The sequence below is a fragment of the Rhizobium etli 8C-3 genome, assembly GCF_001908375.1.
In the GTDB taxonomy this organism is placed as follows: Bacteria; Pseudomonadota; Alphaproteobacteria; order Rhizobiales; family Rhizobiaceae; genus Rhizobium; species Rhizobium etli_B.
Genome location: NZ_CP017244.1, coordinates 1,059,995 through 1,076,079, shown reverse-complemented (window position 1 = coordinate 1,076,079; position 16,085 = coordinate 1,059,995). Strand labels below are relative to the sequence as shown.

The window sequence follows — 16,085 nt, the reverse complement described above, 5'->3', positions numbered from 1 at the left end:
CTTTGAGATGGCACAAATACCGGCCGATCAGTCGGGACTAAACCGGTTTCCGCTACCAATGAGGCGCGCATGTTATTTCGACCACGGCTGATAACTTCCTTGCACCCGGTTCCGTTACCGCTTGCTCAAGGCGTCTCGGCTTTCCTACTAAGACAGATCCTCGAACGACATCCAGGACTCTTTGATCGGCTGGGAGCCTTCAAGGAGATGCGATTTGCGTTTGTTCCGATAGATTTGCCTTTTTCCTTTCTGGTCGATCCGGCCCGCAAGACGATAAAGGCGTTCCGAAAAAGGCGGCCGATTGCGGCGGATGCGACGGTCGAAGGCCCGTTGACGCTCTTGCTGGCGCTGGCCGAGGGGCGCGTCGATGGCGACGCGGTGTTTTTTTCGCGCCGCCTGACGGTAACGGGCGATATGGAAAGCGTCCTTGCCCTTCGAAACGCTCTCGACGACTGCGATATCGACATCACCGAAATCATTGCCAGGGCCGGCGGACCTGTTCACCCGATGCTGAAGTCATTGATGGTCTCGATCCGGAAACAGGCCTTGATGTCGGAGGGGCTCTCGTGGAACTGATTTGTCCTGCGGGCACCCCGGCAGCCTTCCGGGAAGCCGTCGACGCTGGCGCCGATGCCGTCTATTGCGGTTTTCGCGACGAAACCAACGCCCGCAATTTCCCGGGCTTGAATTTCACGCGGGAGGAACTTGCCGCGTCAATCTCATATGCCCGGACCAAAGGCGTCCGCACCTTCGTGGCCCTCAACACCTTCATGACGGCGGGCCGCGAAAAGCTCTGGTATTCAGCCGCCGATGACGCCGTGGCGATCGGGGCGGATGCACTTATCCTGGCTGATTTCGGCCTGATGGCCTATGTCGCGGAACGCCATTCCCAACAGCGCCTGCATGTTTCCGTGCAGGCATCTGCGTCAAATGCGGATGCGATCGCCTTCCTCGCAGACATGTTCAACGCAGCACGCGTCGTACTGCCGCGCACGCTGACAATTCCCGATATCGCCCGGCTTGGGAGCAAGATCAAATGTGAACTGGAGGTCTTCGTCTTTGGCGGCCTCTGCGTCATGGCGGAAGGACGTTGTGCCCTGTCATCCTATGCCGCGGGAAAGTCGCCGAACATGCAGGGCGTCTGCTCGCCGGCCAGCCAGGTGCGCTACCGTCAGGAGCGGGTGGTCTCGTCTCCGAGCTTGGCGATTTTACCATCAATCGCTTCGGGCCCAACGAGCCTGCGGGATATCCGACCTTATGCAAGGGCCGTTTCGACATTGCAGACAGGCAAGGCTACGCGTTTGAGGATCCCACGTCGCTCGACATCATGGATGAGATCGATGCGCTGAGAGCAGCAGGCGTTTGCGCCCTCAAAATCGAAGGGCGGCAGCGCGGCAAAGCCTATGTCGGCGAAGTGGTTTCGACGCTTCGCGCCGCGGTCGATGCTGCCCCGGCCGAACGATCGCGCCTGCTGGCCCGTCTGCGGAGTTTAAGCGAGGGTCAGAAAACCACGCATGGCGCCTATGAGAAACGGTGGAGATAATGAAGTGACAGATCGTTCAACGGCGCTTGTCCTCGGTCCCGTCTACTATCTCTGGGACGCCGATCGCTGGCGCGATTTCTATTTCCGGATCGCCGACGAAGCGCCGGTCGATACGGTCGTCATCGGTGAAACGGTTTGCTCGAAACGGCTGCACATCACCGAACTGGTTTTTGCAGATGTCGTCGATCGGCTGAAAGCTGCAGGTAAGTCCGTCAGGCTTTCAACGCTCGCCCTCATCACGCTCGATCGCGAAAGCCAATATCAGCGCGATCTCATCCGTGACGGCGGCCACGTCATCGAAGCCAACGACCTGTCGGCACTCAATCTGCTCAAGGGCCACAACTACGCCGTCGGGCCACTGGTGAACGTCTATAACGGCCCGGCGGCGCGATTCCTTGCAAAAAACGGAGCATCGACAATATGCCTACCGCCGGAATTGCCGGCGATGTCCGTCAAGGCGATCGCCGCGGATTGCCCGGAACTCGCCTTCGAGCTTTTCGCATTTGGCCGTCTTCCGCTTGCCGTGTCGGCGCGCTGCGCGCATGCAAGGACAAAAGGCAGGATCAAGGACAATTGTCAGTTCGTCTGTGGCGAAGAGCCTGACGGTTTGACGGTAAAGACGATGTCGAACCAACCGTTTCTGGCGCTGAATGGCGTTCAAACCGTTTCCTATACGTGTCAGGCGCTGCTGCAGACGAACACTGATCTCGATGCGCTCGGCGTGTCGGTGCTGCGGCTGTCGCCGCAGGTCTGCGATATGGTCGAGGTCGCCGAGATCTTCCTCGATCTGACAAAAGACAGGATCGATCCCGACGAGGCGGCGCTTCGCCTGCGAATGGCCTATCCGGCCGTACCCTTGTCGAATGGCTTTCACCATGGTCACGCCGGCGCGGAATGGATCGCCCGCAACCGCAACGCTACCATGGGAGTGCCCCAATGAGCGATTCCAATTCCATTCTAGCGGGAGCGAATGTCCAGGCTGTCATCCACCAGATCCGCGCGATTATTCGCACGAGCGCTCTGGATTGCAGGTGCCGCGACGTGATCGATGACGTGCTCGAGGGGCTTGAGCGCCGGGAAAAGGCGGTCGCCACCGAGGAACTGCTGAAAGCTGCCATCAGGCAAAGGGACAAGATCATAAAGCTCACCGAATTGCTGCGCGATTTCGGTGAGGTGTCGACGGGTTCCGATGATGGGGTCATCAATGAGGCCGCGTTGCTGTTTGAAGATCTGGCCATGCAGGCGCAGGTAGGATCGCAATTTCTGCAGGCGATCGCTCACGGCAGTGCGATCGCGGCCGCAAAGCGGAGCAGCCGCGATGATCCGGGAAGTCTGCACCGGAGCAAAGACCGGCTCTCTTTGGCTTGTAACGCTAAGAGCACGCAATGAGATCTGGAGCTCGATCAATGACCCGCGACTTTACGGCACGTCGCCGTGACACCGTGATTGCGATGACCACGTCCGGGATGGCGCTATCGGGCGAGGCGATGTCTTTCATTGATGCGTTTGACGACTGCCGCGTTCCTTCGGCATCGGCGTTTCGGCGAAATGGTCGGTCTCTGGTGTCGCACCTCAAAACCTCTGTTTTTGAATATTGACGTAGATCAAGATGACTCGCCCGAAATCGCCCTAACTATGATCGGGAGAGGAAGAGTCTGGAGAACCAGGATGCAAAAAGAGAAATTTGAAAAGATTCTGCGGCGCCGATTGGAAGATCTGGACCGGCGCCTGCATCTCGTTGATAGCGATCTGGGGCGGCGAAAGGATGCCGACGACGAGGACCGTGCCGTCGAGCTCGAAAACAACGATGTGCTCGAGGGCTTTGGACGTGCGGGGCAGGAAGAGGTGCGCGCAATCAACGCCGCCTTGCTACGCCTGGAGAACGGAACCTTCGGCATCTGCGTAAAGTGTGGATCGCCGATTTCGGAAGCGCGTCTTGAAGCGGTTCCGTTCGCCGTCACATGCCAATCGTGCCTCAGCGAATAGCCGGCGCGACGATCATCAAAGAAGGTTCGTGCCGGGCCAACGGTCGTGAGTGGATGTTACGCACTGCAAGAAGGGAGTAGCAGGTCATGGAATATGGCATCGTAGCAGCCGGATTGGACGCGGACGAGAAGTCTGGATGCATCATTTTGCAGGTCGGCTCACAATGCCGGACCGTCTTGGTGACGCGCCGCGCCATACTGAACGTCGCCTCCCCGCCGCGCGCCAGCGAAGCGCGTTTCCTGGAGCACGTCGGTACCTTCTGCGAGATTGCCGTCAATCGTATGCAGATGCCGATCGTCAATCAGGACATCGTTATCACCGCAGACGACGTGCGAGGCTGGCGCCGGCATTGGCCGTCTTCTCCGGCGCAGTTTTCCTCTCGCTCGAAGGAAACCTGCAACAGCAGGTATCGCATTCGCAAGCGGTCGCATCACCTTCAGCTCGTCTCAGCCAAATCCCCAGAGGAAAAAGGCTATACCGTGGAGTGAAACCGTGCGGTTGCACGGCAGGCAGCAAAGTCAGTGCCGATGGTCACGATTTGAGTTCCACTCCGAGACATCGCCGGCAGAAACATAGATACGGCCATCAGACGCAACATCCTTGACGCGATGCTTTGCGCGAACGATGTCGCAGAAGAGCTCGATATTTTCCTGCAGCCGCGTCTCGTCCGCCCGCGGTGGAGAGGCAACATTGAGGAGCGCCTCTTTTTCGACGACGGCAATCTGATTGCTTCCGGCCTCCTCAAGGATGATCATGGCGTTCTCGCCAGAAGAGCGCAGGAAGGCTGTAACGAACTTTAAAGACATCGCAATACCTCTCGCTTGATGGATAAGCGCTCGAGGGGCGCTTCGTCGCGGCATTGGATGTGCCGGTACTCGGCAAATATCGCCGCAACACAGAGCGATGTCTTTGAGGAAGATCAAAATCAATAAGATGACTTCGGTGTCTCTTGCGGGTTATTCCGATTCCATCATCAGCGCCGTGCCGAGATATCCGAGTGCGATCGTATCGCCAAAAGAGAAAATGAAGAGGGCCTGGGCCACATAGTGCTCCACCAAGCCTAACGAGGCTGTTGAATCTGAAAATGCTGTTGTCCAAAGAATCGAACCCACTGCGCTCCCTATGAGGAAGCCGATGGTCATTCTGACGATGATAAACCGAATGAGCTGGGGCATGGCGCAAGAATCCTCAACGCCTGGCACAACAACGAAACGGCAGAAAAGTTCCATGGGAGAGCAAGATCTTGACCTTCGTCAAGGCGGCGCCTCCTATTGCCCATCAAATAGACCTGTTCAGATTGACGGGCAAAACATGACACAACTTTCGATGGCCGCCGGTGCATTTGCACTTCTTGCAATGCCCGGCCCAACCAATACGCTTCTTGCGCTCGCTGCCCACCGACGGGGAGTGCGGGAACTCGCAATTCTCGCGACCACTGTCGTTGCCGCCTACCTGATGGTGGTGGTTTTGCTTGCAGTCTTTGCAGGAGCCTTCCTGCATTCCCATCCGCAGATCGCCGCGGCCCTCAAATTGGTCTCTGCGGCCTGGGTTTTGTATCTTGCCTTCCGATTGTGGTTCGCGCCTGGTCCGATATCGGCCACCGACGTCTCGGCTCGTCATGTCCTGATGACGACGCTGCTCAATCCGAAGGCGATCATCATCGGGTTGGCGATGGTCCCCACGGCCGGCATTTCGACGCAAATCCCACATCTCATGACTATCGCCTTTGTTGTCGCGGCAGCCTCGGCGCTCTGGCTTGCACTTGGCAAGCTAGTGATTGGAGGGCAAGAAACGTTGCCGATGCTCGTGCGCCGATGCAGTTCCGCTGTGCTTATGCTGTTTTCAGCCAGCTTGACCGCCGGCTTTTTTACCTGACAGCGGCACGTTCTGACCGACCTAGGGTCTGTGAGATTCAGCGTGTCAGTCGCTGACCACGCTCTGAGCAAAAAACTCCCGAAAGAATGAGCGCGCCGAGCTATTCGAGTGCGTTGTTGAGATATGTCAAACAGTCCACCTTCTGAACGGCATAGGCTTTTGCTCAACGGCCTGGAGGACGGCTTAATTGCCTAAAATAAGGAGTATTGCAATGGGTTCGTTGAGTGTATGGCATTGGCTGATTGTAATGGTGATCGTTCTGCTGCTCTTCGGTCGAGGCAAGATCCCGACGTTGATGGGCGACGTCGCACAGGGGATCAAGGCCTTCAAAAGGGGGATTGCAGACCCTGCCCCTAACGAGACAGCAGGATCGAACAATGAACGGCAATAGCTGGCGAACCGCTGCTTTTACGCAAGGTTCCGGCGCCTGGCCCTTTTCATCGTGCCAGCCCGGGCAAAGGTCATTTCTTCGGAAATGACGGTATAGGACTTGTCGAGGATTGCGCACCAAATGCGGTTGCCGATCCTAAGGCTCAACCGCCGAAAACCTGCATCCTCGCCTTCTCCAATTTCCACGGTACTTGCAACCAGTTCCATCTGCAGTTTTCGCTTGAACTCCGCTCCAGAGAGACCGAACCGCGAGGAAAGCTCTGCGGGATTCAGAACGAAATCGCCATTGTCATCGCGCGTTATCTGCATACTGGATCCTCTTTCCGGTCGCGTCGTGATCGCGTCTCTAGGCGCCCCACGACAGACAGACAGTGAATAAGTTCTCCTGCGAACTTCTGCGCTAGATTGCGCCCCGGCTGATCCCTGCAGCTCTCGGCAAGGTCGAGATAACAGTCAAGCAGGAGTTCGCTTAGTCCGCGAAGGTTCGGCACTTCGTCATTTTGCTGCACGGCAACCGTCATCGGACCCGCAAATGGCCAGGACCGGACAGCGTCAGCACGTGCCCGAGCCTGCCGCGCCAGCGCAATAACTTCAGCCATATCCGCCGTCTCCACTGTCGAAAACTGACCATCGAGAGAGCCGGTCAGCCGGTCCTCCAGAAACGCGATGCTTCTAACGATGGTTGCTTCCGAGTGCCTGAGAGCATGAAAAGCGCGGCGCCGTTCCTGACGAAGTGTTGCGACATGTCCGAGTTCTTCCCGCGCCATGCGCTCGGCGGCTGATCGCATCTCCGGCGTCGGGGCGTGGGCGGCGACATAGGTCCAGAACACGAAGGCGCGCTCCTCATTGCGCACCGCGATCGAAAAGGTCCGACAGGCGCTAAGCATTTGCGGCGCGACAACACCCGCACCTTCGTCGTCAAAGAGGCTAACCTGATCTGGCAAAGCCTCCGTCTCGCAGGCAATACCGGTTTGGGCTGACCATTGCTCGACCATGGCGAGATGGTCCTGCTCCTCGGCGACGAGCCGATCGAAAACTGAAGCAAGCTCGGCCCTTCCTTCCCTGACCATGCGTTCGGACAATGCCTGATAGCCGGCAACGGCTTCCTGCTCCATCGACCGCGCGGTCGTCAGCAGATCCTGCATCGATTGAATGGTTTTCGGCTCGTCCCTCAATCTCTGCATTGGCATGTTTCTCCTGTTGCCCCGCAAAAGGCGCCTTAAGACGGCTGTCTCCGCGATCTGCATTAGCAGGAGCGAAAATCCGAGAGTTTGACCTTCATCAAAGAGTGATGCCGTCAGGTGATTAGGTTGCAGCCAACTGATCACCAAGATTCTGCAGGCAGCACCGGCGCCATGTCTTCTCCGATTTCCAGATGCTCCCACCAGCACATCGTCCGATGGCTTATGGCTCTGTGCCTGTCTCTTCTTTCTGCCGTGCCGGCTTTTTGCGGACAGCAACTGTCAGCCTATTTGCCGAAGGTGCAGCCGTCAGAGCTTTTCGCAGGCGCCGATCGGTTCGGTGCGATTCAGGGCGAGCCGCCGATCGCTCCGGTATTGCGCGGCAACGATATCGTGGGTTATGCCTACCTCAATTCCGACTTTACGGCGTCCACAGGCTATTCCGGCAAGCCGATCCACATTATCGTCGGCATCGACCCGACCGGCGTCGTCAGAGGCATCAAGCTCGTCGATCACAAGGAGCCGATCGTCCTGATCGGCATACCGCAGGCGAAGGTCGTTTCCGCGTTGAATTCGATCATCGGCAAGGATCTCGGGCGCGTGGCGGCTGGACAAGACAGGCCGCCCCAGGTCGATATCGTCAGCGGCGCCACCGTTACCGTCCTGGTGATGGGCGACAGCGTCGTGCGATCAGCAGTCAAGCTCATCCGCAGCCACCGCCTCGACGGCAGTGCTGCGCAAAGTGCGGCGCGCAATGTCGTCGAGACCCGGAAGGTCGATGAGGCAAAGTCCGGAACTCGCAACTGGCAGACCTTGATCGGCGACGGTTCAGTGCGCAGCCTGCGTCTCACGGTAGGCGAAGTTTCGCAGGCTTTTCTGACCGCCAAACAACCTGAAGCCGCCGCGCATTCTGAAGATCCCACGCCGGAAAACCGTTTTATCGACCTTTTTGTCGCGCCAGTCAGTGTCCCGGCAATTGGCCGGAGCCTGCTCGGCGACACCGGCTTCCAGCGCTTGCGTGGTAGGCTGAAACCCGGCCAGTCCGCGCTGATCGTTGCCGGCGATGGCGCTTATTCCTTCAAGGGTTCGGGCTATGTCCGCGGCGGCATCTTCGATCGGATCGAACTGCTACAGGACAGTCAGGGGCTGCGGTTTCACGATCGTGATCACACACGAATACCATCGCTTGCCGCCGAGGGAGCGCCACGGCTGCGCGAGATTGCGCTGTTTGTTGTTCCGAGCGACTTCCCCTTCGACGTGACCGCACCGTTTGAGCTCCAACTGCTCGTCCAACGCAGCGCCCGCGGCCGTGACAAAGCCGTTTTGCCTTACAATCTGGGCTATACGCTGCCCGACGGCTACGTCTCCATCGAGCGCGCACCCCAGCCATCCGTTCCAGTCGCAGCACCCACAGATCGGCCCTCGGCGGCAGCCGAAGATGACGGCGCGGACCAAGCTCTCTGGATCAGCATCTGGCAAATGAACCGCGGCTCAATCGCCATTACGATCGGCGCACTCTTGGTCCTGACCGCCATCTTCTTCTTCCAGGACTGGATGGTGCAGCGCCCGAAGTTCTTCGCATGGGTGCGCAACGTCTATCTGCTGTTCACGCTGGTCTGGTTTGGCTGGTATGCCAATGCCCAGCTGTCCGTCGTAAATGTCCTGACCTTTGCCAACTCGCTTGTAACAGGATTCAGCTGGGAGTTCTTTCTTGCAGCGCCGCTTGTCTTCATTCTCTGGGCGTCGGTGGCCGCGGGGCTTCTGTTTTGGGGACGCGGCCCCTTCTGCGGCTGGCTATGCCCTTTCGGAGCGTTGCAGGAACTCACGAATGCCGTCGCCAAGAAGCTGAAAGCCCCTCAGGTAAGGCTGCCCTGGGGTCTGCATGAGCGCCTGTGGCCGGTCAAATACATCATCTTCCTCGGTCTTTTCGGCTTGTCGTTCTATTCGATGGCGCTTGCCGAAACTGCCTCGGAAGTCGAGCCGTTCAAGACAGTCATCATTCTTAAATTCGCGCGGCAGTGGCCCTTCCTGCTTTTTGCAACGGTGCTGCTGGGCGCTGGATTGTTCATCGAACGCTTCTATTGCCGGTACCTCTGTCCGCTTGGCGCAGCACTGGCCATTCCGGGCCGTATCCGAATGTTTGAGTGGCTGAAGCGATGGCCGGAATGCGGTTCGCCGTGTCAGCGCTGCGCCAAGGAATGTCCGGTCCAGGCAATCCATCCCGAAGGCACGATCAACGTCAACGAGTGCATCTACTGCATGCATTGCCAGGAACTGTACCAGGACGACCAGCGCTGTCCGCACATGATCCAGGTACGGCTCAAGCGCGAAAAATTCATGGCTCTTTCCACCCCGACCTCACGCGGAGAGAAACCTGAAAAGCGACCCAAGGTGGAAGTCACCTACAAGGGCACTCCTATCAAGAACCCTAATGCCCTGCCGGATCAACCGGCATAACCCGAACAACCAAGGAGAGATGAAGTGGCAATTGATGATAAACAACCGCGCCTCAACCGGCGCCAGCTTTTGGGAACGACGGCCTTTGCCGCAGCGGCAGGTGCCGCAAGTGTGGGTGGTGCGCTGACGATGTCGGGCGCCATGGCGACACCGGCGCTTGCCGCCGACGGCCTCGCGTATGAGGTCAAGCCCGGCGAACTCGATGAATACTACGTCTTCGTGTCGGGCGGTCACTCGGGGGAAATCCGCGTCGTCGGCATGCCCTCGATGCGAGAGCTCATGCGCATTCCCGTCTTCAATCGCTGCAGCGCGACGGGTTGGGGTCTCACCAATGAAAGTCGAAAGGTCCTGACGGAGGGCCTGCTGCCTGAAACCGTGGAATTCCTCGGCGAGCGCGGAGGCGTTTATCTGAACGGCGACCTGCACCATCCTCATCCCTCCTTCACCGACGGCACTTATGACGGGCGCTACCTTTTTGCCAACGACAAGGCCAATACCCGTGTCTGCCGCATTCGTCTCGACGTGATGAAATGCGACAAGATCATTCAATTGCCGAACCAGCACACGGTCCACGGCCTGCGTGTGCAGAAATATCCGAAAACCGGCTACGTGTTCTGCAATGGGGAAGACCGCGTTCCAATTCCGAACGACGGTAAGGTGCTCGACGACCACAAGCAGTATCACGCGATCTTCACTGCCGTCGACGGCGAGACAATGAAGGTTGCCTGGCAAATTTCGGTCGATGGCAATCTCGATAACGTCGATGCCGACTATCAGGGTAAGTATGCCTTTGCCACTTGCTACAACTCGGAGGAAGGCGTCAACCTTCCAGAAATGATGGCCAGTGAGCAGGATTGGGTCGTCGTCTTCGACCTCAAGCGCATCGAAGAGGCCGTTGCGAAGGGAGAGTTCAAGGAAATGGGCGGCGTACCGGTGCTCAATGGTCGCCACGGCTCTCCCTATACCCGTTACATCCCCGTCTCCAACAGCCCGCATGGCATGAACACCGCTCCTGACGGCATCCATCTGGTGGCCAACGGCAAGCTGTCGCCGACTGTTACGGTCTTCGACGTTCGCAAGTTCGAAGACCTGTTTGCCGACAAGATCAAGCCGCGTGACACCGTCGTTGCCGAGCCGCAGCTCGGCCTTGGCCCGCTTCACACCGCCTATGACGGTAAGGGCAACGCCTACACGACGCTCTTCATCGACAGCCAGGTGTGCAAGTGGAACATCGAGGACGCCAAGCGCGCCTACAAGGGCGACAAGGTCGATCCGATACGCCAGAAGCTCGACGTCCAGTATCAGCCGGGCCACAATCACACCTCCATGGGTCAGACCAAGGAAGCTGATGGCAAATGGCTGATCTCGCTGAACAAGTTCTCCAAGGACCGGTATCTCAACGTCGGACCGTTGAAGCCGGAAAATGATCAGCTGATCGACATTTCCGGCGATCGGATGGTTCTGGTCCACGACAATCCGACATTCGCCGAGCCACATGATGCGACGATCGTCCATAATTCCAAGATCAACCCGGTCAGCACGTGGAATCGCGATGATCCGTTCTTCGCCGATGCTGTCAAACAGGCAATGGCCGACAACATCGACCTCCTGTCGGACTCGCAGGTGATCCGCGACGGAAACAAGGTGCGCGTTTACATGACGTCGGCAGCGCCGGCATTCGGTCTGGAGAGCTTCAGCGTCATGGAAGGCGATGAGGTCACTGTCTATGTGACCAATATCGATGATGTCGAAGACCTGACGCATGGATTTGCCATCGTCAACTACGGCATCAACATGGAAGTTGGCCCCCAGGCGACGGCGTCGGTGACTTTCAAGGCCGATCGGCCAGGCGTATGGTGGTACTACTGCTCCTGGTTCTGCCATGCCATGCACATGGAAATGAAGGGCCGTATGTTCGTCGAGCCGAAGCAGGCGTGATGCGGCATCTGCTGAACATCGGGATCACCGGGATGGCGGCCGCTATGGCCGCCATCCCGGCTGCTGCGGCCGAACACATCGTCGGCCGCGAGCAGGCCTTCGCCCTTCAGTCAGTACTCGACGCCGCGTCCGCAGGTGACGTCATCCGGCTGACGCCGGGCAAGTATGAAGGACCGTTGAGTGTTAACACGCCGGTGACACTTGAAGCTGAAGCTGGCGCCGTACTGCTAGGCTCCGGCAAGGGCAGCGTGGTGACGGTGACCGCTCCGGGCACAGTTGTGCGTGGGCTGGAAATCCGCGGCTCCGGCAGTGATCTCGCTGCAATGGATTCAGGCGTATTCGTCGCCGCCTCGGCACAGGGCGCGCTCATCGAAAACAACCGGATCATCGGCAATCTGACGGGCATCTACCTTCATGGCGCGGCGCAATCGACGGCGCGCGGTAATCATATCATCGGAATGAATGCCGGCCGTATGAGTGAGGCAGGCAATGGCGTGACATTGTGGAACGCACCCGGCGCTCAGGTCGTCGACAACGACATCAGCTTCGGACGCGACGGCATTGCGACAAACTCCAGCAAGCGCAACGTCTTTAAGGGCAACCGCTTTCGCGATCTGCGCTTTGCCATCCATTACATGTATACCAATGACAGCGAGATCAGCGGCAACGTCTCGACCGGCAACCTTGTCGGGTATGCGATCATGTTTTCCAGCCGCCTGAAGATCTTCAACAATCTGTCGGATGGCGATCGCGATCATGGCCTTCTCCTGAACTTTGCCAATGGCTCGACGGTCACCGGAAATGTTGTCCGCGGTCGTCTGCAGGCCGCTGACCGCTGGGTGCTGGGAGGCGCACGGTCCGATGACAAGGACTTGCCGAAGATCGACGAGCCTGCCGGCCGGTTCGGTGAAGCCGGAGGCCGGCTCGGACCGGAGAAATGCGTCTTCATTTACAACGCCAACAAGAACACCTTTACCGACAATGTCTTCGAAGGCTGCTCGATCGGCATTCATTTCACCGCCGGGTCCGAGGGCAATACCATTACCGGCAACGCCTTCATTGCCAATCGAAACCAGGTCAAATATGTCGGCACGCGCTATCTCGATTGGTCGAAGAACGGGCAAGGCAATTATTGGAGCGACAATCCGGCCTTCGATCTCAATGGCGACGGCCTGGCCGACAGTCCCTATCGCCCCAACGATATCATCGACCAGGTTCTATGGACCTCTCCCCAGGCGAAGGTGCTCACAAGCAGCCCGGCGGTCCAGGTGATCCGATGGGCGCAATCCCAGTTTCCCGCGCTGTTGCCCGGCGGCGTTGTCGATAGCCGGCCCTTGATGGCTCCACCCGAAAGGAAGGACAAGACACCATGACACCTTCGGTATGCTTGATGGAAACGAGCAAAAGCTATGGCAAGTTCGCCGCAGTCAACGATATTTCGTTGTCACTTGGCGAAGGCGAGACAATCGCGCTCGTCGGTCACAACGGTGCTGGAAAGACCACGATCATCAAGCTGATCCTGGGGCTGATCAGGCCGACATCGGGCAAGGTGCGCGTTCTGGGCGAAGACCCGGTGACGGGAAACACCGGTGTGCGACGCCGTCTTGGCTATCTGCCGGAAAGCGTGTCATTCCATCTCGCGCTCACGGGCCGCGAGATCTTGACATTCTACGCCCGTCTCAAGCGGATCCGGCTCGCAAAGACGCACGACCTATTCGACCGCGTTGGTCTTGCCGAAAGCGCCGATCGGCAGGTCCGCACCTATTCGAAGGGCATGCGGCAAAGATTGGGTCTGGCGCAGGCCTTGCTCGGCGAGCCGCGTATCCTGCTGCTTGATGAACCGACCAGCGGGCTGGATCCCGCACTCAGGCGAAATTTCTATGACCTTGTCTCCGAGCTGCGGGCAAAAGGCACGACGGTCCTTTTGTCATCGCACGCGCTCACCGAGCTGGAGGATCGGGCCGACCGTGTGATCATCGTTAACGGCGGCCTCAAGATTGCCGATGGAACACTTGAAGACCTGCGGCAGATCGCGCGGCTGCCCACGCGCATTCGATTCAAGCCGAGCCAGGATGCCGGCGCTGACCACTGGGCGACAGGATATTTCCCATGGACGCGATCGGCGGACGGCTTGCTTGAGGCGGATATCGATCATGAGGAGAAGATCGCCGCCCTTTCCTGCGTCACGGCCGATCCGCAAGCCGTGGCAAACCTGACGATCATGGAGCCGACCCTGGATGACCTCTATGCGCATTTCCTCAACGGACAAGGCACGAGACAATGACGAATATATTGATCATCGCCGGCAAGGAAATTCAGGAGGGAATGCGCAATCGCTGGGTCTTGGCCATGACGATCCTTCTTGCCGCCTTGGCGCTCACTCTGTCTTTCCTTGGCAGCGCGCCGACCGGACATGTCGGGGTCAACCAGCTCGACATCGTCATTGTCAGCCTCTCGAGCCTGACGATCTTCCTCGTGCCGTTGATCGCGCTCTTGCTCTCGCATGATGCGATCGTCGGTGAGATGGAGCGCGGAACGATGCTGTTGCTGCTGAGCTATCCGATCGGGCGTCGACAGGTGATCTTCGGCAAATTTCTGGGACATATCGCGATCCTCGCCTTTGCAACGCTTTGCGGCTATGGCGCTGCAGCGGCAGCCCTTGCCTCGACCGGAACGGCAATCGCCGCCAGCAGCTGGTGGGCCTTCGCGTCGATGGTCGGCTCGTCGATATTGCTCGGCGCAGTCTTCATCGCCATCGGCTATTTGATGAGTGCGTCGGTTGGCGAGCGCAGCACGGCGGGCGGTATCGCCATCGGCATATGGCTGTTCTTCGTCATGCTTTACGACATGGCGCTGCTTGGCACGCTCGTGGCGACAAAGGGTCACGGCATTCCAGGCGGGCTGCTCGACGTGTTGCTGATGCTCAATCCGACGGATGCCTACCGTCTCCTCAATCTCAGTTCCGGCGGGGCTGGATCGCTCTCCGGCATGAGTGGCGTCGCCGCAAATGCGACACTGACACCCACGCTGCTGCTCTCAACGCTCGGTCTCTGGACGCTGGTGCCATTGGCGCTCGCTGCGCTGCGTTTCTCTAGGAGAGAACTATGAAACGGTCAAATCTTGCCGCGATGATGACGGTGGTGCTGCTGCTTGCCGCCTGCGAAAAGTCCGAAACTGCGGCACCTCCAGCCATGCTGCTGATGCCGGAAGCCGTCGATCACTACTGCGGCATGAACGTTCTGGAGCATCCGGGACCCAAGGGGCAGATCATTCTCGAAAGCCGTGACGAGCCCGTATGGTTCACATCATCGCGGGACGCGGTGGCATTCACCAAGCTTCCGGAAGAACCAAAGGACATTGCTGCCATCTATGTCTCCGACATGAGCCGTGCACCAAGCTGGGAGCATCCTGGCAACGATAACTGGATCGACGCACGACAGGCCCACTACGTGATCGGCAGCAGCCTGCGCGGTGGCATGGGCGCACCCGAAACCGTGCCGTTTTCTAGCCGTGAAGCCGCAGCGGCGTTCGCGGCAGAAAACGGCGGCAAGGTCGTCCTCTTCGAGGAAATTTCCGAGAGCTACGTCTTTGGAGCAGACACAAGCACCGGAACCGGGCTTGGTGGCACGAACAATGAGGAAGGGAGCGCGATCAGTGGCTAGTCTGTTTACCCGCCGACGCGCCATCGCGATCATTGCCGCAGCCGCGGGTTTGCCGCTCGTTCGATCGGCCGAACCTGCCCGCGCAGCAGCGGATGCTGTCGTATGGAGGGGACAGGCATTGGGGGCACAGGCAACGCTGATCCTCCATGATGACAATCGCAGTCGCGCGGCAACGCTGATTGCGCAGGTGGTGGCAGAAGTCGACCGGCTGGAGGCCATTTTCAGTCTGTACCGCAGCGATTCTGCGCTCTGCGAGCTCAACCGCGTTGGCGGGCTGGCAGCGCCGCCAACGGAAATGATCGCACTGCTCGAAAGGTGCCGAACCTACTGGGAGACGACCAAAGGGCTATTTGATCCGACAATCCAACCCCTTTGGGCACTGTACGCGCACCATTTCTCGGCCTCGGGTGCCGATGCGGCCGGCCCGCCCGCGGCTCAGTTGAAAACGGCCTTGACGCGCATCGGCTTTGATGGAGTCAGGTTCAACCGCGACCGGATCGCCTTCATCCGCCCCGGCATGGCGATGTCATTGAACGGCGTTGCGCAGGGCTTCATAACCGATCGGGTCGTCAATCTTCTGCGCAATGCCGGCGTCACCAGCAGTCTCGTCAACATGGGCGAGGATCGGGCGGTCGGCGCTAAGGCGGATGGCAGTCCATGGAGTATCGGGCTTGCATCGCAGGAAGACAGCTTGAAGGCAGATGCCGTGCTGGAGATTGTCGACCAAGCCGTCGCGACGTCGAGCGCAGCTGGTCTCCACTTCGACGGATCCGGCCGTTTTGGCCATATTCTCGACCCGCGGACCGGAACCGCCCCGCAGCTCTACCGCCGCTTGAGCGTCGTCGCCAAGGAGGCTGCTACGGCAGATGCACTGTCGACTGCAATGAGTTTGGCGGCGCCGCAACAGATTCCGGACATGCTCGCCCCTTCCGACGAGGCGAGCGTCGACTTGGTGACGATGTCGGGCGAACACCTTCGTTTCGGGATGGACGGTTGACTGGCAGCCGGCTGCAAGTTGGCAGCGACCGTCACGGATGCGGTCGATGCGGCGCA

At 58.9% G+C, this 16,085-nt stretch carries 19 protein-coding genes and 1 pseudogene; 16 read left to right on the top strand and 4 right to left on the bottom strand.

Going from position 1 to position 16,085, the window contains the following annotated elements:
* The first annotated feature begins 69 nt into the window (after positions 1 to 69).
* The 7 genes and pseudogenes from ubiT to AM571_RS30000 all read left to right on the top strand — a co-directional run bounded on the left by ubiT (position 70) and on the right by AM571_RS30000 (position 4,017).
* Entirely contained in the window at positions 70 to 576 is a 507-nt protein-coding gene (gene ubiT / locus AM571_RS30025; RefSeq protein ID WP_074064616.1) for a ubiquinone anaerobic biosynthesis accessory factor UbiT, read from the top strand.
* A pseudogene (gene ubiU / locus AM571_RS30020) lies at positions 567 to 1,543 on the top strand (ubiquinone anaerobic biosynthesis protein UbiU). Before ubiT ends, ubiU begins: the two are co-directional and overlap by 10 nt.
* A 4-nt stretch (positions 1,544 to 1,547) precedes the next feature.
* Complete coding sequence (gene ubiV / locus AM571_RS30015; RefSeq protein ID WP_237358665.1) at positions 1,548 to 2,483, top strand: ubiquinone anaerobic biosynthesis protein UbiV; 936 nt, start codon at positions 1,548 to 1,550, stop codon at positions 2,481 to 2,483.
* 101 nt (positions 2,484 to 2,584) lie between these two features.
* A complete protein-coding gene (locus tag AM571_RS30010; protein ID WP_155774555.1) occupies positions 2,585 to 2,932 on the top strand; it encodes a hypothetical protein in 348 nt (115 codons plus the stop codon).
* 17 nt (positions 2,933 to 2,949) lie between these two features.
* Positions 2,950 to 3,141, top strand: coding sequence for a hypothetical protein (locus tag AM571_RS36680; RefSeq protein WP_155774554.1), 192 nt, complete (start codon positions 2,950 to 2,952; stop codon positions 3,139 to 3,141).
* A 70-nt stretch (positions 3,142 to 3,211) separates the two neighbouring features.
* On the top strand, positions 3,212 to 3,529 hold the full coding sequence (locus AM571_RS30005) for a TraR/DksA family transcriptional regulator (protein WP_074064613.1): 318 nt from the start codon (positions 3,212 to 3,214) through the stop codon (positions 3,527 to 3,529).
* A gap of 86 nt (positions 3,530 to 3,615) precedes the next feature.
* Positions 3,616 to 4,017, top strand: coding sequence for a hypothetical protein (locus AM571_RS30000; protein ID WP_074064612.1), 402 nt, complete (start codon positions 3,616 to 3,618; stop codon positions 4,015 to 4,017).
* Positions 4,018 to 4,047: 30 nt separating this feature from the next.
* Here AM571_RS30000 and AM571_RS29995 read toward each other — a convergent pair whose 3' ends face one another.
* Entirely contained in the window at positions 4,048 to 4,335 is a 288-nt protein-coding gene (locus AM571_RS29995) for a hypothetical protein (protein WP_074064611.1), read from the bottom strand.
* A gap of 150 nt (positions 4,336 to 4,485) precedes the next feature.
* Positions 4,486 to 4,704, bottom strand: coding sequence for a hypothetical protein (locus tag AM571_RS29990; protein ID WP_074065663.1), 219 nt, complete (start codon positions 4,702 to 4,704; stop codon positions 4,486 to 4,488).
* A gap of 136 nt (positions 4,705 to 4,840) precedes the next feature.
* On the opposite strand from AM571_RS29990, the gene AM571_RS29985 reads away from it, so the two are divergent.
* On the top strand, positions 4,841 to 5,404 hold the full coding sequence (locus AM571_RS29985; protein ID WP_074064610.1) for a LysE family translocator: 564 nt from the start codon (positions 4,841 to 4,843) through the stop codon (positions 5,402 to 5,404).
* 211 nt (positions 5,405 to 5,615) lie between these two features.
* Complete coding sequence (locus AM571_RS29980; RefSeq protein WP_074064609.1) at positions 5,616 to 5,795, top strand: twin-arginine translocase TatA/TatE family subunit; 180 nt, start codon at positions 5,616 to 5,618, stop codon at positions 5,793 to 5,795.
* A 17-nt stretch (positions 5,796 to 5,812) separates the two neighbouring features.
* Here AM571_RS29980 and AM571_RS29975 read toward each other — a convergent pair whose 3' ends face one another.
* Both AM571_RS29975 and AM571_RS29970 read right to left on the bottom strand, forming a co-directional pair.
* Positions 5,813 to 6,103: a DUF6522 family protein gene (locus tag AM571_RS29975; RefSeq protein WP_074064608.1), complete on the bottom strand. Its 291-nt coding sequence runs from the start codon at positions 6,101 to 6,103 to the stop codon at positions 5,813 to 5,815.
* Positions 6,094 to 6,978: a ferritin-like domain-containing protein gene (locus tag AM571_RS29970; RefSeq protein WP_074064607.1), complete on the bottom strand. Its 885-nt coding sequence runs from the start codon at positions 6,976 to 6,978 to the stop codon at positions 6,094 to 6,096. Before AM571_RS29970 ends, AM571_RS29975 begins: the two co-directional genes overlap by 10 nt.
* 222 nt (positions 6,979 to 7,200) lie before the next feature.
* Between AM571_RS29970 and AM571_RS29965 the strand changes: the two genes are divergently transcribed.
* From AM571_RS29965 to AM571_RS29935, 7 genes are read left to right on the top strand one after another with little or no spacing between them, the layout of a single operon-like run.
* On the top strand, positions 7,201 to 9,432 hold the full coding sequence (locus tag AM571_RS29965; RefSeq protein WP_237358664.1) for a NosR/NirI family protein: 2,232 nt from the start codon (positions 7,201 to 7,203) through the stop codon (positions 9,430 to 9,432).
* Positions 9,433 to 9,456: 24 nt separating this feature from the next.
* Complete coding sequence (gene nosZ, locus AM571_RS29960) at positions 9,457 to 11,370, top strand: TAT-dependent nitrous-oxide reductase (RefSeq protein WP_074064605.1); 1,914 nt, start codon at positions 9,457 to 9,459, stop codon at positions 11,368 to 11,370.
* A complete protein-coding gene (locus tag AM571_RS29955) occupies positions 11,370 to 12,743 on the top strand; it encodes a nitrous oxide reductase family maturation protein NosD (RefSeq protein ID WP_420493404.1) in 1,374 nt (457 codons plus the stop codon). The genes nosZ and AM571_RS29955 overlap by 1 nt, the downstream gene beginning before the upstream one ends.
* Positions 12,740 to 13,654, top strand: coding sequence for an ABC transporter ATP-binding protein (locus AM571_RS29950; RefSeq protein WP_074064604.1), 915 nt, complete (start codon positions 12,740 to 12,742; stop codon positions 13,652 to 13,654). The genes AM571_RS29955 and AM571_RS29950 overlap by 4 nt, the downstream gene beginning before the upstream one ends.
* Positions 13,651 to 14,478 (top strand): ABC transporter permease, encoded by an 828-nt coding sequence (locus AM571_RS29945; RefSeq protein WP_074064603.1) that lies wholly within the window; start codon positions 13,651 to 13,653, stop codon positions 14,476 to 14,478. Before AM571_RS29950 ends, AM571_RS29945 begins: the two co-directional genes overlap by 4 nt.
* A complete protein-coding gene (locus AM571_RS29940) occupies positions 14,475 to 15,032 on the top strand; it encodes a nitrous oxide reductase accessory protein NosL (RefSeq protein ID WP_074064602.1) in 558 nt (185 codons plus the stop codon). Before AM571_RS29945 ends, AM571_RS29940 begins: the two co-directional genes overlap by 4 nt.
* Complete coding sequence (locus AM571_RS29935; protein WP_074064601.1) at positions 15,025 to 16,029, top strand: FAD:protein FMN transferase; 1,005 nt, start codon at positions 15,025 to 15,027, stop codon at positions 16,027 to 16,029. Before AM571_RS29940 ends, AM571_RS29935 begins: the two co-directional genes overlap by 8 nt.
* Positions 16,030 to 16,085 lie beyond the last annotated feature (56 nt).